The sequence below is a fragment of the Citrobacter sp. Cf087 genome (assembly GCF_030334285.1).
Classification (GTDB): domain Bacteria; phylum Pseudomonadota; class Gammaproteobacteria; order Enterobacterales; family Enterobacteriaceae; genus Citrobacter; species Citrobacter freundii.
In genome coordinates, this window is the sequence record NZ_JAOWED010000031.1 from 955,565 (window position 1) to 980,538 (window position 24,974).

The following is a 24,974-nucleotide window of genomic DNA, read 5'->3' on the forward strand; positions in this document are numbered from 1 at the left end:
TAGCGATGTTGCTACGTCTGCAAGCCAGGGGAAGTTTGTACGTATAATGAGAAAAATAAAAATTGGGCTGGCGCTAGGTTCCGGCGCGGCGCGAGGTTGGTCGCATATTGGGGTTATTAAAGCCCTTAAGCATATGGGCATCGATGTTGATATCGTGGCAGGGTGCTCCATCGGTTCGCTGGTTGGCGCTGCCTACGCCTGCAACAAGTTGCCTGCTCTTGAAAAGTGGGTATGTTCTTTCAGCTATTGGGATGTTTTACGGCTGATGGATCTCTCGTGGCGCAGGGGAGGTTTACTGCGCGGTGAACGGGTATTCAATCAGTACCGTAATGTCATGCCGGTAGAAGCAATTGAGCAATGCACACGCCGTTTCGCAACAGTTGCTACTAATCTGAGTACGGGGCGGGAGCTGTGGTTTACCGAAGGTGATTTGCATCTGGCTGTCCGAGCCTCCTGTAGTATTCCTGGTCTGATGTCTCCCGTGGCGCATAATGGTTACTGGCTGGTCGATGGCGCGGTGGTGAATCCCGTCCCTGTATCCCTGACTCGTGCGTTGGGGGCCGATATTGTTATCGCGGTCGACCTGCAACACGATGCGCATCTCATGCAACAAGATTTACTCTCCTTCAACGTCAATAGCGATGCCGAATCGGGTAATGATGCTGACGAGCTTTCATGGCATGCCCGTCTGAAAGAGCGATTGAGCAACATTACGGCCAGGCGTGTGGTCACGGCACCGACGGCGATGGAGATCATGACGACGTCTATTCAGGTTCTGGAAAATCGTCTGAAACGTAACCGCATGGCCGGCGACCCTCCAGACATACTGATTCAGCCGTTTTGTCCACAAATATCCACGCTGGATTTTCACCGCGCCAGTGCAGCAATTGCTGCCGGGCAGTTGGCGGTCGAGAAGAAAATGGATGAACTTCTACCCCTGGTGAAAACCAACGTCTAACGCATTTTTTATCAACACTTAAGCTAATTCTGACAGGCGTGAGTGGCAATAGCATGCCACTATTTATTAAAGCCAGTCAGGGGGGAGAATATGACGCAGCCATTGGTCGGAAAACAGATTCTTATCGTTGAGGATGAGCCGGTATTTCGCTCACTCATGGACTCATGGTTTTCCTCTTTGGGAGCGACAACGGCGGTGGCTGGCGACGGGCTTGAAGCACTTGAACTACTTGGACACTTCACGCCAGATCTGATGATTTGCGATCTGGCTATGCCAAGAATGAACGGCCTCAAACTGGTTGAGTATCTACGCAATCGTGGCGATCAGACCCCGATACTGGTGATTTCTGCGACGGAAAACATGTCCGACATAGCCAAAGCGCTACGACTCGGGGTGGATGATGTCCTATTGAAGCCGGTGAAAGACCTTAATCGCTTGAGAGAAACCGTCTTTGCATGTCTTTATCCCAACATGTTTAATTCACGCGTGGAAGAAGAAGAGCGGCTGTTTCGCGACTGGGATGCGATGGTGGACGATCCTGCCGCCGCCGCGAAGCTGCTAAAAGAATTACAGCCTCCAGTGTCGCAAGTGATTTCGCACTGCCGCATTAACTATCGACAATTGGTAGTAGCTGACCAACCGGGGCTGGTGCTGGATATTGCGCCGCTGTCGGATCATGACCTTGCATTCTATTGCCTTGATGTGACGCGGGCAGGGGATAATGGTGTTTTGGCTGCATTATTATTGCGGGCGCTATTTAATGGTCTACTGCAGGAGCAACTGACACAACAAAATCAGCGGTTGCCGGAGTTAGGTACGTTATTGAAACAGGTAAATCATTTGTTGCGGCAAGCAAATTTACCAGGGCAGTTTCCCTTGCTGGTGGGGTATTACCACAGCGGATTAAAAAATCTGATTCTGGTATCTGCAGGGCTGAATGCGACATTAAATACAGGTTCCCACCAAGTGCAAATCAGCAATGGCGTTCCGCTGGGTACCTTAGGTAATACGTATCTTAATCAGTTGAGCCAACATTGTGAGTCATGGCAATGCCAAATATGGGGGGCGGGGGGGCGCCTGCGCTTGATGTTGTCTGCGGAATGAACAATTGAGAGGCGTGCAAATGAAATTGGTTCACCCTCCCCGTGCTGTGAGTGCTACTATCAGCGCCAGATTTATTCGTATTTATCTTAATTATACCGACGCGCGTCCTTTTCAGACCAGAAGTTTGTCGCTGTACTGATATACTCGGATGCGATACAGAATGATGAACACGTTCAATACATGAACAGTCCAGGAGAGTTTTAAATGGCTGCCCTTAATTCAAAAGTCAAAAAAGCCGTTATCCCAGTTGCGGGATTAGGAACCAGGATGTTACCGGCTACGAAAGCAATCCCGAAAGAGATGCTACCGTTGGTTGATAAGCCATTAATTCAGTACGTCGTAAACGAATGTATTGCTGCGGGCATCACTGAAATTGTACTTGTAACTCACTCGTCTAAAAATTCTATTGAAAACCACTTCGATACCAGCTTTGAACTTGAAGCGATGCTGGAAAAACGTGTAAAACGTCAGCTGCTGGAAGAAGTGCAATCTATTTGCCCGCCGCATGTGACTATTATGCAGGTGCGTCAGGGTCTGGCAAAAGGTCTGGGCCACGCAGTATTGTGCGCGCACCCTGTGGTTGGCGATGAACCGGTTGCTGTAATCCTGCCGGACGTAATTCTTGACGAATACGAATCAGATTTATCCCGCGACAACCTTGCCGAAATGATTCATCGTTTTGATGAAACAGGTAGCAGCCAGATTATGGTTGAACCGGTAGAAGATGTTACGGCTTATGGTGTTGTTGATTGTAAAGGCGTTGAATTATCCCCGGGCGAAAGCGTCCCGATGGTTGGCGTGGTTGAAAAACCAAAAGCTGATGTAGCGCCTTCTAATCTGGCCGTTGTGGGTCGTTACGTTCTTAGTGCCGATATCTGGCCTCTGCTGGCTAAAACCCCTCCGGGAGCGGGTGATGAAATTCAGCTGACAGATGCAATCGATATGCTGATTGAAAAAGAGACGGTTGAAGCTTATCACATGAAGGGCAAAAGCCATGACTGTGGTAATAAACTGGGCTATATGCAGGCGTTCGTCGAATATGGTATTCGCCATAACACTCTCGGCGCTGAATTTAAAGCCTGGCTGGAAGACGAGATGGGGATTAAGAAGTAACCTTCTGGTATTATCTGGTCAGAACGGTGCTGTATTAACAGCGCCGTTTTTTTTATACCTAATCCGGGTAGGGCTGAGCGAAGTACCAGTAAAAAAAATCCCGCCAATGGCGGGATTTTAAGCAAAGTATTTCTGAATTATTCCTTGATCAGGAAATCGTCCAGTTGTTTACCTTGCTCTTCCATCGCTTTTTTGATTACTGCCGGTGTACGACCCTGACCAGTCCAGGTTTTAGTTTCACCGTTTTCGTCAACATAGCTATATTTAGCCGGACGTGCAGCGCGTTTAGCTTTGGTGCCAGATTTAACAGCAGCCATGCTATTCAGCAGTTCGTTCGGATCAATGCCGTCAGCGATCAGCATTTCACGATATTGTTGCAGTTTACGAGTGCGTTCTTCAACTTCAGCGGCAGCAGCGCTTTCTTCTTCGCGACGCTCGCTAACTACAACTTCTAATTTTTCCAGCATTTCCTCAAGCGTTTCCAGAGTGCATTCTCTTGCCTGCGCACGAAGAGTACGGATGTTGTTCAGAATTTTAAGTGCTTCGCTCATTGTAGTAATCTCAAACTTATATTGGGGTGGTTTGTTGAGCTAATAATAGAGCGATAAATTCAGTTGTGCAATAGCCAGGAATGTAAGGAATTCAAAATTGCGCTTTATTTAGTAACAGAATTAATTCTCCTGTCTTAAATTCCTCATGATGTTGGGCATAAAAAAGGCTTATTGGCGAGGGGGCTTCTCAGCGGCTGAGAGTAAAAATTCAAGATTCAGGTCACATTTTATGGTGTACAAATAGTATCTCTTTGCAGTGATTTCAACCTTTTGTATTAGTTTTGCTTACGTGAATTCGCTAATACATGGTGAGAGTGGGTAGATTCAATAACAATATGGGAAGGGTTTCTTTATTGCCGTATGATGATAAGTGACATTGATAAATTTCATGAGCACTATTTGTGAAAGAGAGTGTATATACGCGTCCGAGCTCGGGCTGTATGGTCGATGGTTGTATGCTCTCTCACAACCTGCTACTTAAATTCAGGCGGCACTGAGCGGGCTTGCCCGCGCATTTATACGCCTTTGGGCGCAACGCTACACCGACACTTTCGTGAAATATGATACAATCCCGCGCATATTTATTTCCCCATGTGAGGGCCTTCGGTCAATGGCACAGCTATATTTTTACTATTCTGCAATGAATGCCGGTAAGTCGACTGCATTGCTGCAATCTTCGTACAATTATCAGGAACGTGGGATGCGTGCTGTTGTATATACAGCGGAAATTGATGACCGTTTTGGTGCTGGAAAAGTAAGTTCACGTATAGGTCTGTCGTCGCCTGCAAAATTGTTTAACCAAAATTCATCTTTGTACGAAGAGATTCGTGCTGAAAATGAGCAGCAAAGAATTCACTGTGTACTGGTTGATGAGTCGCAGTTTCTGACTCGACAACAGGTTTATGAATTATCAGAAGTTGTCGATCGGCTGGATATTCCTGTGTTGTGCTATGGCTTACGCACAGATTTCCGTGGTGAATTATTTGGCGGTAGCGAATACCTGCTTGCGTGGTCAGATAAGCTCGTTGAATTAAAAACCATTTGTTTCTGTGGGCGTAAGGCCAGCATGGTTTTACGTCTTGATCAGTCTGGAAGGCCCTATAACGAGGGCGAGCAGGTGGTTATTGGCGGGAATGAACGCTATGTGTCGGTATGTCGTAAACACTACAAACAGGCGCAGTCTGAGGGCTCTCTGACGGCGATACAAGAACGACACAGCCACGATTAACCCTGCAGGCTTCTGAGCGTTTATAAACAAAGGGTAGGTCGGGACATTCGTCAATGTCCTCTACCCTGTCAGACTCTCTTCTGACGGCTATTCTCACATCTTCCTGAATACATCTCTTACCGCGCCATTCTATTCACATGGTTAAATTGGGGATCACTCATTTTTCATAACACAAGACGAAAAAAAACGGTCCCAACTGGGACCGTTTATGATGAAACTAAAACTTATCTGAGAAAATTAAGCGGATTTCTTCACTTTCTTTTCTGCTTTCGGTGCAGCTACTGCTTCAGTCTTAGCGGTTGTCTGGCCTTCGCTGTACTCACGACCGTAGTATGTATCCAGCAGGATCTGTTTCAGTTCAGCAATCAGCGGGTAACGTGGGTTTGCACCAGTACACTGGTCATCAAACGCATCTTCAGACAGTTTGTCCACGTGTGCCAGGAAGTCAGCTTCCTGAACGCCAGCTTCACGGATAGACTTAGGAATACCCAGCTCAGCTTTGATTTCTTCCAGCCAGCCCAGCAGTTTCTGGATTTTCGCGGCAGTACGGTCGCCCGGTGCGCTCAGACCCAGATGGTCTGCGATTTCAGCGTAGCGACGGCGTGCCTGCGGACGGTCGTACTGGCTGAATGCAGTCTGTTTAGTCGGGTTGTCGTTCGCGTTATAACGAATAACGTTGCTGATCAGCAGGGCGTTCGCCAGACCGTGAGGAATGTGGAACTGAGAACCCAGTTTGTGCGCCATTGAGTGACATACACCCAGGAAGGCGTTAGCAAACGCGATACCGGCGATGGTTGCTGCACTGTGTACACGCTCACGTGCTACCGGGTTCTTAGAACCTTCATGGTAGGACGCCGGCAGGTTTTCTTTCAGCAGTTTCAGCGCTTGCAGAGCCTGACCGTCGGAGAACTCAGAAGCCAGTACGGAAACGTAAGCTTCCAGAGCGTGAGTTACGGCATCGAGACCACCGAACGCACACAGGGACTTCGGCATATCCATCACCAGGTTGGCGTCAACAATCGCCATATCCGGAGTCAGCGCATAGTCTGCCAGCGGGTATTTCTGCCCAGTTGCATCGTCAGTAACAACCGCAAACGGAGTCACTTCAGAGCCGGTACCGGAAGTGGTGGTGACGGCGACCATCTTCGCTTTCACACCCATTTTCGGGAACTTGTAGATACGTTTACGGATGTCCATAAAGCGCAGCGCCAGTTCTTCGAAGTGAGTTTCCGGGTGCTCGTACATAACCCACATGATTTTCGCGGCGTCCATCGGGGAACCGCCGCCCAGCGCGATGATGACGTCTGGTTTGAAGGAGTTAGCCAGCTCAGCACCTTTGCGAACAACGGTCAGAGTCGGGTCAGCTTCAACTTCAAAGAACACTTCGGTTTCAACACCAGCAGCTTTCAGAACGGAGGTGATCTGGTCTGCATAACCGTTGTTGAACAGGAAGCGGTCGGTCACGATCAGCGCACGTTTGTGACCATCGGTAATCACTTCATCCAGTGCGATTGGCAGAGAGCCACGACGGAAGTAGATAGATTTCGGAAGTTTGTGCCACAACATGTTTTCAGCTCGCTTAGCAACGGTTTTCTTGTTGATCAGGTGTTTAGGACCAACGTTTTCAGAGATGGAGTTACCACCCCAGGAACCACAACCCAGAGTCAGGGAAGGTGCGAGTTTGAAGTTGTACAGGTCACCGATACCACCCTGAGAAGCTGGGGTGTTGATCAGGATACGTGCGGTTTTCATCATCTGGCCGAAGTAAGCAACACGTTCTGGCTGGTTGTCCTGGTCAGTATACAGGCAAGAGGTATGACCGATACCGCCCATCGCAACCAGTTTTTCAGCTTTAATGACTGCGTCTTCGAAGTCCTTCGCACGGTACATTGCCAGTGTCGGAGACAGTTTTTCATGCGCAAACGGTTCGCTTTCATCGACAACCGTCACTTCACCGATCAGAATCTTAGTGGTTTCTGGTACGGAGAAGCCTGCCAGTTCAGCAATCTTGTATGCCGGCTGACCAACGATAGCTGCGTTCAGCGCGCCATTTTTCAGGATAACGTCCTGGACTGCTTTCAACTCTTTGCCCTGCAGCATGTAGCCGCCGTGAGTCGCAAAACGCTCACGTACTGCATCATATACAGAGTCAACCACGACGACAGACTGCTCAGAAGCACAGATTACGCCGTTATCGAAGGTTTTAGACATCAGAACAGATGCAACAGCACGTTTGATATCAGCGGTTTCGTCGATAACAACAGGGGTGTTACCTGCGCCTACGCCGATAGCCGGTTTACCGGAGCTGTATGCCGCTTTAACCATGCCTGGACCACCGGTCGCAAGGATCAGGTTGATGTCCGGGTGGTGCATCAGCGCATTAGACAGTTCAACGGAAGGTTGATCGATCCAGCCGATCAGATCTTTCGGTGCGCCAGCAGCGATTGCTGCTTGCAGAACGATGTCTGCTGCTTTGTTAGTTGCATCTTTTGCACGCGGATGCGGAGAGAAGATGATGGCGTTACGGGTCTTCAGGCTGATCAGTGATTTGAAGATCGCAGTAGAAGTTGGGTTAGTGGTTGGAACGATACCACAGATGATACCAATTGGTTCCGCAATGGTAATGGTACCGAAAGTGTCGTCTTCAGACAGCACACCACAGGTTTTTTCATCTTTGTAAGCGTTGTAAATGTATTCAGAAGCAAAGTGGTTTTTGATCACTTTATCTTCGACAATACCCATGCCGGATTCGGCAACGGCCATTTTCGCGAGAGGGATTCGAGCGTCTGCGGCAGCCAGAGCGGCGGCACGGAAGATTTTGTCAACCTGTTCTTGAGTGAAACTGGCATATTCACGCTGGGCTTTTTTTACGCGCTCTACAAGTGCGTTAAGTTCAGCGACATTAGTAACAGCCATGATGCTCTCCTGATAATGTTAAACTTTTTTAGTAAATCATCTGCTCGATACGAGAGTATAGACAGACCGACGAAAATTTGTGTAACGGTTTGAAAATCAAACGGTTAATTAACGTCCACTTTACTTTGATTTACTAAAAGAGCTTATACGCTAGTGCCAGTTAACTCTAACGCGTTACCTCCAGGTGGCGTAAGCAAGATTACTCACTTCTGAGTAGTAATTGCGTGATCTGGATCAAAAATTCGCAAAGCTGACACCTTTCAGCAGGCCCTTTTAGCGTTTCTCGTCAAGTGTTAATAAATTGACGTAATGAATGCTAATAACGTTAGCATAATTAATACATATTAATAACACTGAGTATTGGTAGCGTATTTACGTAGATATACGAAGATAGAAGGTGAAGTATGCTGACAAAAGGCGTATCTTCAGCGCGGATTTTATCAATTTTTATGACTCATTTTATCCGGCTAACGCTTCGGAGCTAACCGTGATCCAAACGCTATTTGATTTTCCTGTCTATTTTAAATTTTTCATTGGGTTATTTGCGTTGGTCAACCCGGTAGGGATCATCCCTGTCTTTATCAGTATGACCAGTTATCAAACTGCTGCAGCGCGAAACAAAACCAACCTTACGGCAAACCTGTCAGTCGCTATCATTCTGTGGACTTCGCTGTTTCTTGGTGATGGTATTCTGCAACTTTTCGGTATCTCAATAGATTCGTTCAGGATTGCCGGCGGCATTCTGGTTGTGACTATCGCGATGTCAATGATTAGCGGAAAACTAGGGGAAGATAAACAAAACAAACAGGAAAAATCAGAAACCGCAATCCGTGAGAGTATCGGCGTTGTACCGTTGGCATTGCCGTTGATGGCGGGACCGGGGGCGATAAGCTCAACTATTGTTTGGGGTACGCGATATCACAGTGCGATTAACCTGTTTGGCTTTTTTGTCGCGATTGCGCTGTTTGCCCTGTGCTGCTGGGGGCTGTTTCGCATGGCGCCATGGCTGGTACGACTGTTGGGACAAACTGGCATCAACGTCATTACGCGTATTATGGGGCTACTGTTAATGGCCTTGGGTATCGAATTCATTGTTACAGGTATCAAATCCATTTTCCCAGGTTTGCTGGCCTGATATCTCTCTTCTGTACAAACGGAGTCGGTCCCGGCTCCGTTTCCTTTCATTATCAGTAAAACTTCTCACTAAAGTTGAAAATCAGCATAGTGATAATAAAAAATGCTGATGGTTATTCATTTGTTTATTCATTGATTTTATGAATGTAACACTCATCCATCTGCCAGAGAGAGCCTGATATCGCTGTTATTTAATTAACATCATACTCTGGGGCTTGCTGTAGGATTATCGAAATGTTATTAGTTATTTCAGCGTTTTTTTCAGTTGAATGTGCTAATTAATAACCAATTGTTAAATTTATGTGTATTTTGACGTGGTGTTGACACCTGACAGGGTAGTTAACACCTGGCTTGATGTAATTTATTGTTTTTCATGGTTTTATTATAGAAAACCTTCATTCGTAAGACTTTCTTTGTAAGATTTATTTCCAATAAAAGAGAATTGGTTAACAAATTTGTAAAATGTATTGGCGGTTAAGAAACGCATTTGATACTTTCCGGCCAGGTATTATGCAGAAGAATTCACGTTGATGAGAATCATTTGCAGTTAGTTTCTCTCAACAGGGTAATAGCGTGTTTCCGGCAGGGGAGGCACGTAGATAATCGACGTAAGGCAGTCATACGAACCGCCAGAATAAATAAAGTCGGTGATAGCAAGCAGTAAAACAAAAAACGACCTGACGGCAGAAAATCTCCGGTGCCGTACAGTGATCCTGACAGGATTAACAGTCTGGTTAAAAAACCAGCCATAATAATGAGGGAGTACAACACAATGACTAACATCACTAAAAAAAGTTTAGTAGCTGCGGGGATCTTAACTGCGCTAGTCGCTGGAAATGTTGCCACGGCGGCAGTAGTGCCAGCGGGTGTGCAGCTTGCTGAAAAGCAGACTCTGGTGCGTAATAACGGTTCGGAAGTGCAGTCACTCGATCCCCACAAAATCGAAGGTGTACCTGAATCCAACATTAACCGTGACCTGTTTGAAGGTTTATTAATCAGTGATGTCGATGGCAAACCATCGCCTGGCGTGGCTGAAAAATGGGAAAATAAAGATTTTAAAGTCTGGACATTCCATCTGCGTAAAGATGCTAAGTGGTCTGACGGCACGCCTGTTACCGCGCAAGATTTCGTGTATAGCTGGCAACGTTTGGCTAATCCAAATACTGCATCACCGTACGCCAGTTATTTGCAGTACGGTCATATCGTCAATATTGATGATATTATCGCCGGTAAAAAACCGATCACCGATCTCGGTGTAAAAGCTCTCGACGATCATACTTTTGAAGTCACCCTCAGCGAACCTGTTCCTTATTTCTACAAACTTCTTGTGCACTCTTCCGTTTCACCGGTTCCTAGAGCTGCTGTTGAAAAATTCGGCGAGAAGTGGACCCAGCCCGCTAACATCATTACTAACGGTGCGTATAAACTGAAAGACTGGGTTGTGAACGAGCGCATTGTGCTTGAGCGTAATACCAACTATTGGGACAACGCCAAAACGGTTATTAACCAGGTAACCTACCTGCCTATTTCTTCTGAAGTGACTGACGTTAACCGCTATCGCAGCGGTGAAATCGACATGACCTATAACAACATGCCGATTGAGTTATTCCAGAAACTGAAAAAAGAGATCCCGAACGAAGTCCACGTTGACCCGTATCTGTGCACCTATTATTACGAAATCAATAACCAGAAAGCACCGTTCAACGATGTTCGTGTTCGTACCGCCCTGAAGCTGGCGTTGGATCGTGACATTATCGTCAATAAAGTGAAAAACCAGGGTGACCTGCCGGCGTATAGCTTTACTCCTCCATACACCGATGGCGCGAAACTGGTTGAGCCAGAGTGGTTCAAGTGGTCTCAGGAAAAGCGTAATGAAGAAGCGAAGAAACTGCTGGCTGAGGCCGGATATACCGCTGAGAAACCGCTGACCTTTGACCTGCTGTATAACACTTCAGACCTGCATAAGAAGCTGGCTATTGCCGCGGCATCTATCTGGAAGAAAAATCTGGGTGCTAATGTGAAGCTGGAAAACCAGGAATGGAAAACGTTCCTCGATACGCGCCATCAGGGCAACTATGATGTTTCACGTGCGGGCTGGTGTGCGGACTATAACGAACCGACGTCCTTCCTGAATATGGTGCTGTCCGACAGCTCGAATAATACCGTCCACTATAAGAGCCCGGCATTTGATAAGCTGATTGCGGATACGCTGAAAGTGACTGATGAAGCGCAGCGCAGCGAACTGTATTCGAAAGCGGAACAGCAGCTGGATAAAGATTCTGCGATTGTACCGGTTTATTACTATGTCAATGCCCGCCTGGTGAAACCATGGGTTGGCGGATACTCCGGTAAAGACCCGATGGATAATATCCACGTTAAAGACTTGTATATTATCAAGCATTAATGGCAAGACGTGGGGCAATCATTTTTGCCCCACAGTGTCTTTTTTCTTCGAACTATTAATACCGCTTTACCTGAACGTCGGGGTTAAAGAGGTATAAAGGCACACGCCAGAAGGTACGGGCAATGTTAAAATTCATATTACGTCGCTGTCTGGAAGCGATTCCGACGCTGTTTATTCTTATTACGATTTCATTCTTTATGATGCGCCTTGCGCCCGGAAGCCCATTCACCGGGGAACGCGCGTTACCGCCAGAGGTGCTGGCGAATATTGAAGCGAAATATCATCTTAACGATCCTATCTCGACGCAGTATTTCAGCTATCTGAAACAGCTGGCGCATGGCGATTTTGGACCATCCTTTAAATATAAAGACTACACGGTTAACGACCTCGTTGCTTCGAGTTTTCCGGTTTCTGCGAAGCTGGGTGCGGCAGCCTTTATTCTGGCGGTACTCGTCGGCGTTAGCGCCGGGGTGATAGCCGCGCTGAAGCAAAATACACGTTGGGATTACACGGTGATGGGGGTGGCAATGACTGGGGTAGTTATCCCCAGTTTCGTGGTCGCTCCCTTATTGGTCATGATATTTGCCATAACTTTGAAATGGCTGCCCGGCGGGGGCTGGAACGGTGGGGCGTTGAAATTTATGATCCTGCCAATGGTAGCCTTGTCACTGGCCTACATCGCCAGTATCGCTCGTATTACTCGCGGTTCGATGATTGAAGTGCTGCACTCTAACTTTATTCGTACCGCGCGCGCCAAAGGGCTGCCGATGCGGCGGATTATTTTCCGCCATGCGTTAAAACCTGCGCTGTTGCCAGTGCTGTCCTATATGGGACCGGCATTTGTCGGCATTATCACTGGTTCGATGGTTATTGAAACCATCTATGGTTTACCTGGCATTGGTCAGTTGTTCGTCAATGGCGCGTTAAACCGCGACTATTCGCTGGTTCTGAGTCTGACCATACTGGTGGGTACTCTGACCATCGTGTTTAACGCGATTGTCGATGTGCTTTATGCCGTTATCGACCCGAAAATTCGTTACTGATACTGGAGCTCGCTATGATGTTAAGTAAGAAAAACAGCGAAGCGCTGGAGAATTTCAGTGAAAAGCTGGAGGTCGAAGGCCGCAGCCTGTGGCAGGACGCGCGTCGACGCTTTATGCATAACCGAGCTGCGGTAGCAAGCCTGGTGGTGCTGGTAATTATTGCGCTGTTCGTGACGCTCGCGCCGATGCTGTCGCAGTTTACCTACTTCGATACTGACTGGGGCATGATGTCCAGCGCGCCGGATACGGAATCAGGCCACTATTTCGGTACTGACTCGTCGGGACGTGACCTGTTGGTACGCGTGGCGATTGGCGGGCGCATCTCGCTAATGGTCGGCATTGCGGCGGCGTTGGTCGCGGTTGTTGTCGGTACACTGTACGGTTCTCTGTCGGGCTACCTCGGCGGAAAAATCGACTCGGTGATGATGCGTCTGCTGGAAATTCTCAACTCCTTCCCGTTCATGTTCTTTGTGATCCTGCTGGTCACCTTCTTTGGGCAAAATATCCTGCTGATTTTTGTCGCTATCGGGATGGTCTCCTGGCTGGATATGGCGCGTATCGTGCGTGGACAAACGCTGAGCCTCAAGCGCAAAGAGTTTATTGAAGCGGCGCAAGTGGGTGGGGTGTCTACCGTGCGTATCGTTATCCGCCATATTGTGCCGAACGTGCTGGGTGTGGTGGTGGTATACGCTTCATTGCTGGTGCCGAGCATGATCCTGTTTGAATCCTTCCTGAGCTTTTTGGGATTAGGTACGCAGGAGCCGTTAAGTAGCTGGGGCGCTCTGCTCAGTGATGGTGCCAACTCAATGGAAGTCTCACCATGGCTGCTGCTGTTTCCGGCAGGTTTCCTGGTGGTCACTTTGTTCTGTTTTAACTTTATTGGCGATGGCTTGCGTGATGCCCTCGACCCGAAAGACCGTTAAGGAGTGCAGCCATGAGCGTAATTGAAACCTCAACCGCGCCGCTCGCGCAACAACAGGCTAACGCACTGCTGAACGTAAAAGATTTGCGTGTGACGTTCGCTACCCCCGACGGCGATGTAACTGCGGTCAACGATTTAAACTTTTCTCTGCGAGCTGGAGAAACGCTGGGTATTGTCGGAGAATCCGGCTCAGGTAAATCGCAAACGGCCTTTGCCCTGATGGGCCTGCTGGCGGCTAATGGTCGTATCGGGGGCTCCGCTACGTTCAACGGACGTGAAATTCTGAACTTACCGGAACGTGAACTGAACAAACTGCGCGCCGAGCAGATCTCGATGATTTTCCAGGACCCGATGACGTCTCTCAATCCGTACATGCGGGTCGGGGAGCAGTTGATGGAAGTTCTGATGCTGCATAAAGGCATGAGCAAAGCGGAAGCTTTTGAAGAGTCGGTCAGAATGCTGGATGCGGTGAAAATGCCGGAAGCGCGTAAGCGCATGAAAATGTATCCGCATGAATTCTCCGGTGGTATGCGTCAGCGCGTAATGATCGCTATGGCGTTGCTGTGTAGGCCCAAATTACTGATAGCCGATGAACCGACCACTGCGCTCGATGTGACGGTACAGGCGCAAATCATGACGCTGCTGAATGAACTGAAAAGCGAATTCAACACCGCGATTATCATGATCACCCACGATCTGGGGGTTGTTGCCGGTATTTGCGATAAAGTTCTGGTGATGTACGCCGGTCGTACGATGGAATACGGCAGTGCGCGGGATGTCTTTTATAAGCCCGTTCATCCGTATTCGATTGGTTTGCTGAATGCCGTACCTCGTCTGGATGCAGAAGGGGAAGAGATGCTCACGATCCCGGGCAACCCACCGAACCTGCTGCGTCTGCCAAAAGGCTGTCCATTCCAGCCGCGTTGCCCGCATGCGATGGAAATCTGTAGCAGTGCTCCGCCACTGGAGGAATTTAGTCCAGGCCGTTTGCGCGCCTGCTTTAAGCCGGTGGAGGAACTGGTATGAATGCGGTAACCGAACAACGTAAAGTGCTCCTTGAGATTGCTGACCTTAAAGTCCATTTCGATATTAAAGATGGCAAACAGTGGTTCTGGCAACCATCTAAAACCCTTAAGGCAGTTGATGGCGTAACCCTGCGACTGTATGAGGGCGAAACCCTGGGCGTGGTCGGTGAATCAGGCTGCGGGAAATCGACCTTTGCCCGTGCGATTATCGGCCTGGTGAAGGCCACCGATGGAAAGGTTGCCTGGCTGGGTAAAGATTTACTCGGCATGAAACCCGATGAGTGGCGGGAAGTACGCAGTGATATCCAGATGATTTTCCAGGATCCGCTGGCATCGTTAAACCCGCGCATGACCATTGGTGAAATCATTGCCGAACCGCTGCGTACATATCATCCGAATCTTCCTGGTCAGGAAGTCCGCGATCGTGTGAAAGCGATGATGATGAAGGTAGGATTACTGCCCAACCTGATTAACCGCTACCCACATGAGTTTTCAGGTGGCCAGTGTCAGCGTATTGGTATTGCCCGCGCGCTGATCCTAGAACCGAAGTTGATTATCTGCGATGAACCCGTTTCGGCGCTGGACGTGTCAATCCAGGCCCAGGTGGTTAACCTGCTGCAACAACTTCAGCGAGAAATGGGATTATCGTTAATCTTCATTGCCCACGACCTCGCGGTGGTTAAACATATCTCCGACCGTGTGCTGGTTATGTATCTCGGACATGCGGTGGAATTAGGGACCTATGACGAGGTGTACCATAACCCGCTGCATCCTTATACCAAAGCGCTGATGTCTGCGGTGCCGATCCCCGATCCGGATCAGGAAAGGAACAAGGTTATCCAGTTGCTGGAAGGCGAGTTACCGTCCCCGATTAACCCTCCTTCCGGTTGCGTGTTCCGTACGCGCTGCCCGATTGCAGGGCCGGAATGCGCAAAAACGCGCCCGGTTCTCGAAGGAAGTTTCCGACACGCAGTTTCCTGCCTGAAAGTAGACCCGCTATAATTCCGAGGGCTGACAAAAGTCAGCCCTTTTTTTGGTGAGGTATCTGTGCCAGGTTTAGTCTCTTCTGTCCGCCGCGCGCTCTTTCGCAAATTATTCGATTTAAACACCCGTTCAGGGCGTCGCTTTGAAGGTATGTGCGCGCTATTCGCCTTGCTCAGCGTTATTGTTATCTTCATTGAGTCCGGAGTAGGGACACAATACCATTTAACCTTTGAGGAATGGCGCGTTTTTGTCTGGCTGGAGATCTTTATTACTCTGGTCTTTACTCTCGAATATCTTCTGCGCTTATGCTGTTGGGCCAATCCCGCCAAATATGTGTTTAGTTTCTGGGGGATAGTTGACCTTGCCACCATCCTGCCGCTGTATGTGATGTGGCTATGGCCGGAAATCAGTCTGAGTTATGTTTTCGCCTGGCGGGCGATGCGTGTCCTGCGTGTACTGCGTATTCTCAAGCTGTTGCGCTTTATGCCTTCTCTACGGGTGTTCTGGAATGCGTTAAAAAGTGCCCGACATCAGCTGATGTTGTTCTATTCCTTTATCGCTATTCTGATGGTGGTTTTTGGTGCGATGATGTATCTGATTGAAGGGCCAAAATATGGATTTACTACGCTGAATGCGTCGGTGTATTGGGCGATTGTTACTGTAACCACCGTCGGCTATGGCGATATCACACCGCACACCCCGTTGGGGCGCATGGTGGCGTCCGTGCTTATCCTGATTGGCTACTCGGTGATTGCGATACCGACGGGATTGATTACCACGCACATGAGCAGTGCGTTCCAGCATCGCGGGCACCAACGAAAATGTCCCCAGTGTCAGCAGGCGCAGCACGAACATAGCGCGCAGTTTTGTAACCGTTGCGGAAGCAAACTACCGGGCTAAAAATGAAAAAAGCTGCGAGAGCAGCTTTTTTGTTTGATTATTCGCGCCAGAGAATATGGCAGAGCTTATGATCTTTTTCGCGACATAATAAAACGCGCGCAAAAATATCGTTAATCTCGCCGTCTTCTGTATCTGCCAGACCAATCACCACTTCGGCAAAGAAATCAGGGTTCAGGTCAAAATCAACATGCTCCTGCCAGTCTTCTGCCGGATCGAATAACTCGGCACCGCCGCGTTCTTCAAACTGCAAATTGAACAGAATGATATCTGCCGGATCGAGGTTATCCGCAGCCAGTTCGAGAAAAATGTCGTAAGCCTGCTCAAGCGTTTCGTCTTCGGTCAGGCGATTGTTCAAATCCATATCCATAATGACTACCTGTTTACTGTCTGATGGGCACGTTTTACAGCAACGGACTAAAGAAGTAAAACAGTCGCTCTGCTATCCGCTGCCAGAGTGGTCGTTTTACCCACAAACGGGCATCAAGCAGGCGGGAACGCGAAATATAATCATCCTGCACGGCGGCGAGGTCGCCGCCGAATCCGGCATCGTCAATGACCAGCGTGATTTCAAAATTGAGCCACAGACTGCGCATATCCAGGTTAACGGTACCGACCAGGCTCAGCTCGCCATCGACCAGTACGCTCTTGGTGTGCAGCAGGCCGCCTTCGAACTGATAAATTTTAACGCCAGCTGCCAGCAACTCAGTGAAAAAGGCCCGGCTTGCCCAGCCAACCAGCAGGGAATCATTCTTACGTGGAAGAATGATACTGACGTCGACCCCGCGCTGTGCTGCCGTACAAATTGCATGCAGCAAATCGTCGCTGGGAACAAAGTAGGGCGTGGTCATAATTAAATATTCGCGCGCTGAATAAGCTGCGGTTAACAGCGCCTGATGAATCAAGTCTTCTGGGAAACCAGGACCCGAGGCAATTGTGTGAATGGTGTGCCCGCTGGCCTGCTCAAACGGCATGATATTGACGTCCGGTGGCGGGGGCAAAATGCGCTTTCCGGTCTCAATTTCCCAGTCGCAAGAATAGACGATGCCCATAGCGGTGGCTACCGGGCCTTCCATTCTTGCCATTAAATCAACCCATTGCCCAACGCCTGCATCTTGTTTGAAGAAGCGCGGATCGACCATGTTCATGCTGCCGGTATACGCAATGTAGTTGTCGATCATGATCATTTTGCGGTGCTGACGCAGGTCCATACGGCGTAAAAATACACGCATCAGGTTCACCTTCAGCGCCTCTACAACCTCGATGCCTGCGTTACGCATCATCGCCGCCCAAGGGCTGCGGAAGAATGCCACGCTGCCGGCGGAGTCCAGCATCAGGCGACAGTGAATGCCACGCCTCGCGGCAGCCATTAACGACTCGGCTACCTGATCGGCCATACCACCCGGCTGCCAGATGTAGAACACCATCTCTATGTTGTGGCGCGCCAGTTGAATATCACGGATCAGCGCCTGCATCACGTCATCTGAACTGGTGAGCAGCTGCAGCTGATTTCCCTTAACGCCGGCGATTCCTTGACGACGCTCGCACAGTTTAAATAAGGAGGAGGCGACGCTGCTGTTTTCCTGCGCAAAAATATGCTTACAGGCTTTAAGATCGTTCAGCCACTTGGCCGTTGACGGCCACATTGCCCGGGCGCGTTCGGCGCGGCGTTTACCCAGGTGGAGCTCACCGAAGGACAGATAAGCAATGATCCCTACCAATGGCAGAATATAGATGATCAAAAGCCAGGCCATTGCGGAGGGCACTGCGCGTCGTTTCATTAGAATGCGTAATGTTACGCCAGCAATGAGTACCCAGTAACCCAGAATGACCAGCCAACTCACCACGGTGTAGAAGGTTGTCATAAATTTAAAAATCCTTTTGAAAGCGTATTGTTAAGAGTTTACGCATCAGGATTAATCTGGCAAATAAAAACACGGGAAAACCGCTGGTCTGCATTCGGTGTGGCGTTATAATGGCCACTCAGTGACTGAAAGAGTAGTAAACATGAAGCGTAGTAGAACGGAAGTGGGACGCTGGCGGATGCTGCGTCAGGCTAGCCGCCGTAAAGCACGTTGGCTTGAAGGACAATCGCGTCGTAATATGCGTATCCACACTATCAGAAAGTGCATTCTCAACCATCAACGCAACTCGTTGCTGTTTGCGATCCACAGCATCTGATCCCAAAAGGGCACCGCTGGCGGTGCCCAATGTCTGTTTTTGTTTTGTTTTTAAAATACTTTTTTGTATTGTCATTCAGCCCATTTCGAAGAATTTCGCACAAAAACGTTCTGTTACGCTGAACCCTTCTGCCGCCTGCCTTTCAGCCTTCCAATTATCACACTCCGAGTACAAGTGTTACATTGCGGGTATCTTTGAGCAATGAGTTTTGTGTACACTTTTGCGTACTCAAAAGCCAAATGTGTACCCATTCAATGATCACTGACACAAAGCTCAGGAAGGCCCTTGGCAAGAAACGCGATGATATCGAAACTATTTCAGATTCTCACGGACTCAACGCAAGGATCAGTCAGGCCGGAAAGGTCTCTTTCTTCTACCGGTACAGATGGGCTGGCAAAGCTGTAAAACTCAATGTCGGCGATTATCCAGCAATGAGTATTGCTCAGGCAAGGGAAAGGCGTCAGCAATTCAGAACCTGGCTTACTGAAGGACTCGATCCCCGAGAGCAAGTAAAGCTGGAGAAATTGACCCGCGAAGGTTCCATGGCCGTATCGGAAGCATTCAATTATTGGATCGAGAAACACTGCATCGCTAATCAACTGACAAAGACAGATTATTATCAGTTGGTATTTGCCAAGCATATCGCCGAGCCGATGCGAAACGTCAAAGTAGACAATTCGACAAAAAGGCACTGGATAGATGTTTTTGATCAGATTGAAAGCAGGGTGATGGCTCATTATATGCTTTCGCTGTGCAAACGCTCATTCAGGTTCTGTATTAACCGAGGCGTAATATCGACCAATCCGCTCGAGGGATTGCTACCCACTGACGTTGGCCAAAAACCGAAAAAGAGAACGCGGCGCTTGGATGATCGTGAACTGGTGGCTATTTATCGGTGGCTGCAAAACCGCATGTCCATAGAGTCCGTGTTTCTTGTGAAATTTATTATGTTGACCGGCTGTAGGACGGCAGAGATTCGGTTGAGCGAAAGGTCATGGTTCAAGCTGGATGAAAATGAATGGATAGTTCCTGCTGGAAGTTACAAAACGCGAGTGCACATGAGAAGGGCTCTTTCTGATGCTGCGGTGGGACTGGTAAAAAATCATCTTGAGAAGATCAACACAAAGCATTTAGTCACTTCACAGCGCTTACTGGATGGGGAAATTAAAGACGTCCCGGTTCATCCGCCAGTTGCTTCGAACTATGCCAGGTATATTTGGTCAGAATCCGGCATGGAGCCCTGGTCTCTCCATGATATGAGAAGAACGATCGCAACAAATCTTTCAGAACTTGGCTGTCCGCCGCATGTGATTGAAAAGTTACTTGGTCACCAAATGGTTGGCGTGATGGCGCACTATAACCTGCATGACTACATCGATGATCAAAAACACTGGCTCCACGTTTGGCAGAGCCATCTTGAAAACATCATCGGTGAGCCGTTCAGTTAATTGACTGTTTCACACCTTCCCACTCTTTGACTGACTCCGACTTCCAGCGGTTAGGATTACCAGGAAAGTCCGGGGCGGGGAACGGCTTCGCAAAACCCCGCGGCATCGTGTCTGTGCTTTGCCATGACCAAAGGGTTTTACGTGAGATTTTGTATCGACTGGTCAGGTCTGACGTCAGCAAAATATCATCCATCATTTTTCTCCAATGGCCCGAACTGGGCCATTTCCAAAAGTAATATCAAGAAACCTGACCAGGCAACGCGCGCAACCGGCGCATACCTGTCATCGCCGTGGCCACGTAGCTAGCCTTACGGTTCACTACCTCCACCCAGACCTTCACACCTTCAACTCTCACCGTGTACGTCTCTTTCATCTTGCTGCGGCCATAGTCGCCGTAACGTTCTGCATGAGTGGCCAGTGCTATGTCGCATGCCTTACGCGCTAACGGGGATTGCTGGTTGCCTCGGTTAATCAGTCGCATGGTCACCGCCTTCTGGATTAGATGGTTGACGGAAAACCGCTCGGGACGGCGACAATCGCAATATGCATCGGTTTCGGTATGCCCGAAAATTGCCTTACAGCGACGGATATGGGCGCAGTCGCCGCAGGTCTTACCCTTCGGGAGTTGCATTTTATCGGGGTCTGCCGGGTTATAATTTAGCTCAGTCATTCCAGGCCTCCAGCTCGTTCTGGATTTCCTCGTCGATCTCGTCATTGGTGGCGTCTTCGTTTAGATAGTCGCGCGCCTCTTTAAGATACTGTTCTCGGCGTTCGTGGTACCAGGCAGAGAACTCCGGTGACCAGCCGCGACCATTACCTTGAAAATCAACCAGAGCGTTGTCCTCAGCCATACGCTCAACCATGCAGTCGGCAGTTGTCAGGGCGCATTCCCGGATGTAACCGCGAAGGTGGTGTTTGCGCCACCAAGGACTTACTTTCGAATCGCAACGTCCTTTGAACTCAATTTCCCAGCGGCGGATGCAGCGTGCGTTTAAAGATTTACTCATCTCGTTACCGGGAGGGTTCGCCCTCCCGCCTCCCTTAGGCCACGTATTCCGGTTTCATATCCGCCAAGGTGATGCTGAACTGATCGTGCAGTTCGTCGCCCAGATGACGTTTCGCCGTTGCAAGAACTCGCTCAACTTCCCCAAACCGTTCAGCTGCATCCGGTTCATCCGGAGACGGCAGGGAGTTTATCGCGGCTTCAACCTTGTTACGTGAATCAACCAGGTAGTAGCGCTTCACTGCCTTATTCTTCAGCTCGGTGAACAGGGCAGATCCGAGCGTGGCCTTCGCGCTTTCGATATCAGCACGCAGTGCTTTGGCGCTATCAACATCCTGTGCTGCCTCGATGCGCTCGCGGAAATCATCGGCAAGAGCGTCGATATTTACCGACGATTCGTGTGCGCTTTGCGTAGTTGTGACGGTGTCACCTGCGATTTCAGCAACGCTCATTCGTTGGGCTGAGCCAGGGTTAATAACTTTTTCTTCTCGTTCTTCGACTTCATCGGCACTGTAAACACCAAGAATCACATCAGGGCAGTACAAGCGAGCCCAGCGCTTTACCGCGAGATAAGCGAGCTGCTGACGCGGATCACTTGCCCATAGTGTCGAATTACGAACCTGAGCCTGAGAAAGCATGAGTACCAGTTCGCGTGGCTCATCCTCGCCTTTCATCGTTGCCCACACACGAATTCCTACACCGGCCTCATCCTTTAAATCCCAACTGGGCGCGATGTACTTATTGCCTTTAGAACTGGTTCTCTCTACAAATCGACCAATGATGTTTTCCCATGGGCCAAACCAATCGTAATGAAGGCGATCTTTTGTAGGCGACATGTTGGTAACAACCGCATTAACCAGTTGAGCTTCGTAACCCAACACTCCGCTATTACCGACGATGTGGGTCTTCTGAGCTACGGCAAAGGGGTCCATACCCCATCGTGCGGCCTGCATGACCACAGCCATGCAGGCATCTGGTTTTCCGCGGAAGTGGTCAGGTACAAAAGCGCCACTATTTGCCATCACTGTCGACAAGGTGCGTAGGCGGTCGAAAAGTTCCCCATTAGTCAAAATTGAGATGTTATCGATCATTTGCGTCTTGTTTTCGTTGGTAGTAATTGCAGTAGACATGTTCTTTTCCCCTTATGCCTGAGTACGCAGCGCTTCAAGGCGGCGCAGGTCGAAGTCGTTCAGTTCGTCGGTGTAATCAGCGGTGATCGGTGCTGGCCATTCGCCAGTGTCAAAGCCGGTAGCGATGGCGCGCATCGCCTTGCGGTACTCAAGCATGCCCAGCTCCAGCAGTTCGGCTGATGCCTCGATGATGGCGATCCAGTGGTAGTTCTCGTCTTTGTTAACGAAAATCCAGAAGAACTGGTCCAGCGCTGCGGTCTCGCAATACATGGCCGCGCTCAGGTGGTAGTCACGATCGATGATTTCGCGGTGCAGTTTGGCGCGCAGGCCTTCCTGCTTAATGTTCCACATACTGATGGTTTTCAGGTCGGCACCGATGCGTACCCCGTCCAGGTCGATCTCAAGGTCTGGACGAACGCGGACTTCCAGACCGGTTTCATCGTCAAAGCCAAAGTAGCTGACCTCAACGGCGCGACTCGGGTGCTGGAGCAGCATCCCGGCGGTTGGGTGCTGTAGCAGGGCTTTCTGAATAGCCAGTGCGGTGCTCAGTTGCTGACGGGTGACCAGCACTTTCCCTTGCGGATTCTCACGCCAGGCATCCAGCAGTTCGTCGGCAACGACGGCGTCCGGATTAACAGACTTCACGGTCTGGATCAGATCCGCTTTGGTACCGGACACTTTCAGTGGTTGGGGCTTCTGCGCCTCCTGTGCAACCAAGTCAGGATTGATGATTGCCAGTTGCTCGAGTAACGCATCACGGCTACCGCTGGTTTTCACCTGTGCTGGCAGAGTGGCGTTGTATTCCTTGATGCAGGCTTTCATCGCCGCTGCGGTCTGCTTCTGGTCCGCTTCGATACGCTGATACTCTTCAGGAAGCGACATATAGCTCTGACCAGTTTCCTCGACTGAACCACCCAGCGGCACCTGTGCTGGCAGAGTGGCGTTGTATTCTTCGAGCAAGGCTTTGATCTCATCTGCACTCAGCAGCGCTTGCAGACCTGCGTTGTAATCATCGATAAACGCGCGGATCGTTGCCGTCGTGGTGAATGCGCCTTCCGGAATTACCGGTTCAACGCTGAATTCCTCATCGAGCTGCTCTGGCTGCAACGCCAGTGCATGAACCAGGTTACCCATGTCCAGCACCGGAGAACGCTCTTTGGTGATCGTTTTGGCAACGTGGCGCGCGTTGAAGTACATCAGGCTAACGCGGGCATCTTTTACCTGCGTGCTGCTGATCCCGTTCGCTGCGTGATAAACCTCGTTCGGCAGACCTTCATAGCGACCTGGCTCGAAGTAAGCGGGATACACAACAGCCGGTTCGTCAGATTGCGCTTCTGGCTCGGTTTGATTCACTTTTTGGGCGTTTTGATGCGCAGATTCATCATTCTGATGCGCATTTTCTGGTTTTTGTTTCACATCGGCTTGCTGGCCGGTATGTGACTCTTCACCAGTTTCCAGACTGCTTTCGCCTGACTGCACTTCATTACCAGTCTGTTCTTCATCACTGACAGTTTCTTCCATCTGCACATTGCTGGTGGTTTCCTCATTAAGTGGTGAACGGTCATCTTTTTGTTGGGCGGTTGATGCGAGGTCTTCTGTGATCCATTTCGGGTCTGTAGCGTCACTAATCCCCTCAACATATTCGCCGCGGGAAGCTGCAAGAATTTTGTTTACCTCTTCAGCTGTTACTTTTTCCTGTTTCATAGGTACAGGCATAGACGAACGACCGCAGGCTATATCAACGAGCAATGGATCTGGGTTGGCGTGGTCGGTTTCCGTCAGTACTCTATTCAAATATTCTTGGTGTTTTACAGGATTAGCATAAAGCCCTTCTGGTGTGGTTTTTACTGTTGCGATAATGCAGGCACGTGAGTAGTCCAGGCTACCAGGCATTGAAACGAATCTCTCTCGAGTCGCCAGCCATTCGGGATCGTCCATCTTATTCATGATGGAGTTTGCCTGTAGTTCTATATCCAGCGGGACGTTGTAAATATCAAATTCGCGGTCACGGGCACGTAACGCCAGAGCAATTTCATGCTCCAGCCCGAGAATGGTTTGCGGGAATTTGCGGTCAGAGGCAATACCGCCACCGGCGTTCGCACCTGTAGGTGTGCGATTAATGGTTGTTACACGGTTGCCTTTCTGCCATTCCTTGACCAGCAGGCCGCGATCGATGTATTCAGTTTTGAACCACACCGTCAGGAACTGGATAACTGTCGCCAGCTCCGGTTTTTTACCGTCGACAGGGAAGACTTTCTTAACGGCATTCACGACTTTATGAATATCGTGCTCAATGGCTTTTTTGAATGCTTCTACATTCCCAGCAGCCAGCAGCAGGTTTTGGGCGTACGCGTTATCAGTGTCCATCTCAAGGCGGACAATCTCGTTTTTCTGACCAGCGTCGACGTGATAGAGATATTCACCATCACCGATGAACTGAGCCAGTACGCGCTGACGGAATGGCAGGGTGGCTACGACGATCAGGTTCGGCTGCTCTGGCTGCTGAGATTGTTCTTCGGTACCGACTTCACTATTAACGACATTATCATCAGCCTGACTATTTTCTTCCTGCGCCGCGTTATCAGCTTTCAATTTCACATTCCAGGTACGCTGGTCTTCGGCCAGTTCGTAACGATCGCACCAGGTGAAATCAACTTCGCCTTCTTCCGGCAGATCATCAACAACCGGGAAATCAGTGCGAATTGGTTTGGCATAGTCCTTACCGCGACCCGTTTCTATGCCAGCATCTTCCAGCGCAACGTCCAGCATTAGATTGGCGCGAGCCTCGGTTTTCGCAGTGAACCAGACCACTGCATCTTGCTTTCCGGATTTCTGAGTGGCTTTTACCACATTAAAGAATTCCATGTGAGATCCTCATTTTTGGGTGTTAGAATCCCCGGACCATTGATAGCGCCCATTGGGTTAACTTTGGT

The 24,974-nt window shown here is 49.4% G+C and carries 22 protein-coding genes; 13 read left to right on the forward strand and 9 right to left on the reverse strand.

What is annotated here, in order from left to right:
- The first annotated feature begins 46 nt into the window (after nucleotides 1–46).
- From rssA to galU, 3 genes are all read left to right on the forward strand, one after another.
- On the forward strand, nucleotides 47–958 hold the full coding sequence (rssA, locus tag OGV57_RS21335; protein WP_054528432.1) for a patatin-like phospholipase RssA: 912 nt from the start codon (nucleotides 47–49) through the stop codon (nucleotides 956–958).
- A 90-nt stretch (nucleotides 959–1,048) separates the two neighbouring features.
- Entirely contained in the window at nucleotides 1,049–2,062 is a 1,014-nt protein-coding gene (gene rssB / locus OGV57_RS21340) for a two-component system response regulator RssB (RefSeq protein ID WP_003841305.1), read from the forward strand.
- A 204-nt stretch (nucleotides 2,063–2,266) separates the two neighbouring features.
- Entirely contained in the window at nucleotides 2,267–3,175 is a 909-nt protein-coding gene (galU, locus tag OGV57_RS21345; protein ID WP_003020727.1) for a UTP--glucose-1-phosphate uridylyltransferase GalU, read from the forward strand.
- A gap of 137 nt (nucleotides 3,176–3,312) precedes the next feature.
- On the opposite strand, the gene hns is transcribed toward galU, so the two are convergent.
- Nucleotides 3,313–3,726, reverse strand: a complete 414-nt coding sequence (gene hns / locus OGV57_RS21350; protein ID WP_003020723.1) for a histone-like nucleoid-structuring protein H-NS — start codon at nucleotides 3,724–3,726, stop codon at nucleotides 3,313–3,315.
- Nucleotides 3,727–4,336: 610 nt separating this feature from the next.
- Between hns and tdk the strand changes: the two genes are divergently transcribed.
- Entirely contained in the window at nucleotides 4,337–4,954 is a 618-nt protein-coding gene (tdk, locus tag OGV57_RS21355; RefSeq protein ID WP_003020720.1) for a thymidine kinase, read from the forward strand.
- 237 nt (nucleotides 4,955–5,191) lie between these two features.
- On the opposite strand, the gene adhE is transcribed toward tdk, so the two are convergent.
- On the reverse strand, nucleotides 5,192–7,870 hold the full coding sequence (gene adhE, locus OGV57_RS21360) for a bifunctional acetaldehyde-CoA/alcohol dehydrogenase (protein WP_054528431.1): 2,679 nt from the start codon (nucleotides 7,868–7,870) through the stop codon (nucleotides 5,192–5,194).
- A gap of 487 nt (nucleotides 7,871–8,357) precedes the next feature.
- On the opposite strand from adhE, the gene ychE reads away from it, so the two are divergent.
- From ychE to OGV57_RS21395, 7 genes are all read left to right on the forward strand, one after another.
- The gene (gene ychE / locus OGV57_RS21365; protein WP_003020714.1) at nucleotides 8,358–9,005 is read left to right on the forward strand and encodes an NAAT family transporter YchE; all 648 of its coding nucleotides are present in this window, start codon (nucleotides 8,358–8,360) and stop codon (nucleotides 9,003–9,005) included.
- A 771-nt stretch (nucleotides 9,006–9,776) separates the two neighbouring features.
- On the forward strand, nucleotides 9,777–11,408 hold the full coding sequence (gene oppA, locus OGV57_RS21370; RefSeq protein WP_003844005.1) for an oligopeptide ABC transporter substrate-binding protein OppA: 1,632 nt from the start codon (nucleotides 9,777–9,779) through the stop codon (nucleotides 11,406–11,408).
- A 122-nt stretch (nucleotides 11,409–11,530) separates the two neighbouring features.
- Nucleotides 11,531–12,451: an oligopeptide ABC transporter permease OppB gene (gene oppB, locus OGV57_RS21375; protein WP_003020708.1), complete on the forward strand. Its 921-nt coding sequence runs from the start codon at nucleotides 11,531–11,533 to the stop codon at nucleotides 12,449–12,451.
- A gap of 14 nt (nucleotides 12,452–12,465) precedes the next feature.
- On the forward strand, nucleotides 12,466–13,374 hold the full coding sequence (gene oppC, locus OGV57_RS21380) for an oligopeptide ABC transporter permease OppC (protein ID WP_003020701.1): 909 nt from the start codon (nucleotides 12,466–12,468) through the stop codon (nucleotides 13,372–13,374).
- 11 nt (nucleotides 13,375–13,385) lie between these two features.
- A complete protein-coding gene (gene oppD / locus OGV57_RS21385; protein WP_003833364.1) occupies nucleotides 13,386–14,399 on the forward strand; it encodes a murein tripeptide/oligopeptide ABC transporter ATP-binding protein OppD in 1,014 nt (337 codons plus the stop codon).
- On the forward strand, nucleotides 14,396–15,400 hold the full coding sequence (gene oppF / locus OGV57_RS21390) for a murein tripeptide/oligopeptide ABC transporter ATP-binding protein OppF (RefSeq protein ID WP_003020696.1): 1,005 nt from the start codon (nucleotides 14,396–14,398) through the stop codon (nucleotides 15,398–15,400). The genes oppD and oppF overlap by 4 nt, the downstream gene beginning before the upstream one ends.
- Before the next feature lie 45 nt (nucleotides 15,401–15,445).
- Complete coding sequence (locus OGV57_RS21395) at nucleotides 15,446–16,282, forward strand: ion transporter (RefSeq protein ID WP_003020693.1); 837 nt, start codon at nucleotides 15,446–15,448, stop codon at nucleotides 16,280–16,282.
- A gap of 37 nt (nucleotides 16,283–16,319) precedes the next feature.
- On the opposite strand, the gene OGV57_RS21400 is transcribed toward OGV57_RS21395, so the two are convergent.
- Together OGV57_RS21400 and cls are read right to left on the reverse strand one after the other, a co-directional pair.
- The gene (locus tag OGV57_RS21400) at nucleotides 16,320–16,649 is read right to left on the reverse strand and encodes an HI1450 family dsDNA-mimic protein (RefSeq protein WP_003020691.1); all 330 of its coding nucleotides are present in this window, start codon (nucleotides 16,647–16,649) and stop codon (nucleotides 16,320–16,322) included.
- A gap of 34 nt (nucleotides 16,650–16,683) precedes the next feature.
- Nucleotides 16,684–18,144 (reverse strand): cardiolipin synthase, encoded by a 1,461-nt coding sequence (gene cls / locus OGV57_RS21405; protein WP_003020687.1) that lies wholly within the window; start codon nucleotides 18,142–18,144, stop codon nucleotides 16,684–16,686.
- Between the two features lie 142 nt (nucleotides 18,145–18,286).
- Between cls and OGV57_RS21410 the strand changes: the two genes are divergently transcribed.
- Nucleotides 18,287–18,460 carry a YciY family protein gene (locus OGV57_RS21410; protein ID WP_003020684.1) on the forward strand — a complete coding sequence of 58 codons (174 nt, stop codon included), beginning with the start codon at nucleotides 18,287–18,289 and terminating at the stop codon, nucleotides 18,458–18,460.
- A 254-nt stretch (nucleotides 18,461–18,714) separates the two neighbouring features.
- Complete coding sequence (locus tag OGV57_RS21415) at nucleotides 18,715–19,908, forward strand: tyrosine-type recombinase/integrase (RefSeq protein WP_048998011.1); 1,194 nt, start codon at nucleotides 18,715–18,717, stop codon at nucleotides 19,906–19,908.
- Here the strand turns inward: OGV57_RS21415 and OGV57_RS21420 are convergent.
- From OGV57_RS21420 to OGV57_RS21440, 5 genes are all read right to left on the reverse strand, one after another.
- Nucleotides 19,901–20,104, reverse strand: coding sequence for an excisionase (locus tag OGV57_RS21420; RefSeq protein ID WP_286502323.1), 204 nt, complete (start codon nucleotides 20,102–20,104; stop codon nucleotides 19,901–19,903). The two genes, OGV57_RS21415 and OGV57_RS21420, sit on opposite strands and share 8 nt — an antisense overlap.
- Before the next feature lie 42 nt (nucleotides 20,105–20,146).
- A complete protein-coding gene (locus tag OGV57_RS21425) occupies nucleotides 20,147–20,389 on the reverse strand; it encodes a DUF4060 family protein (RefSeq protein ID WP_048998010.1) in 243 nt (80 codons plus the stop codon).
- A gap of 181 nt (nucleotides 20,390–20,570) precedes the next feature.
- Nucleotides 20,571–20,915 carry a hypothetical protein gene (locus OGV57_RS21430; RefSeq protein WP_048998009.1) on the reverse strand — a complete coding sequence of 115 codons (345 nt, stop codon included), beginning with the start codon at nucleotides 20,913–20,915 and terminating at the stop codon, nucleotides 20,571–20,573.
- A 34-nt stretch (nucleotides 20,916–20,949) separates the two neighbouring features.
- Entirely contained in the window at nucleotides 20,950–22,041 is a 1,092-nt protein-coding gene (locus OGV57_RS21435; protein ID WP_286531660.1) for a RecT family recombinase, read from the reverse strand.
- Between the two features lie 12 nt (nucleotides 22,042–22,053).
- Nucleotides 22,054–24,906 carry a RecE family exodeoxyribonuclease gene (locus OGV57_RS21440; RefSeq protein WP_286531662.1) on the reverse strand — a complete coding sequence of 951 codons (2,853 nt, stop codon included), beginning with the start codon at nucleotides 24,904–24,906 and terminating at the stop codon, nucleotides 22,054–22,056.
- Nucleotides 24,907–24,974: the final 68 nt, after the last annotated feature.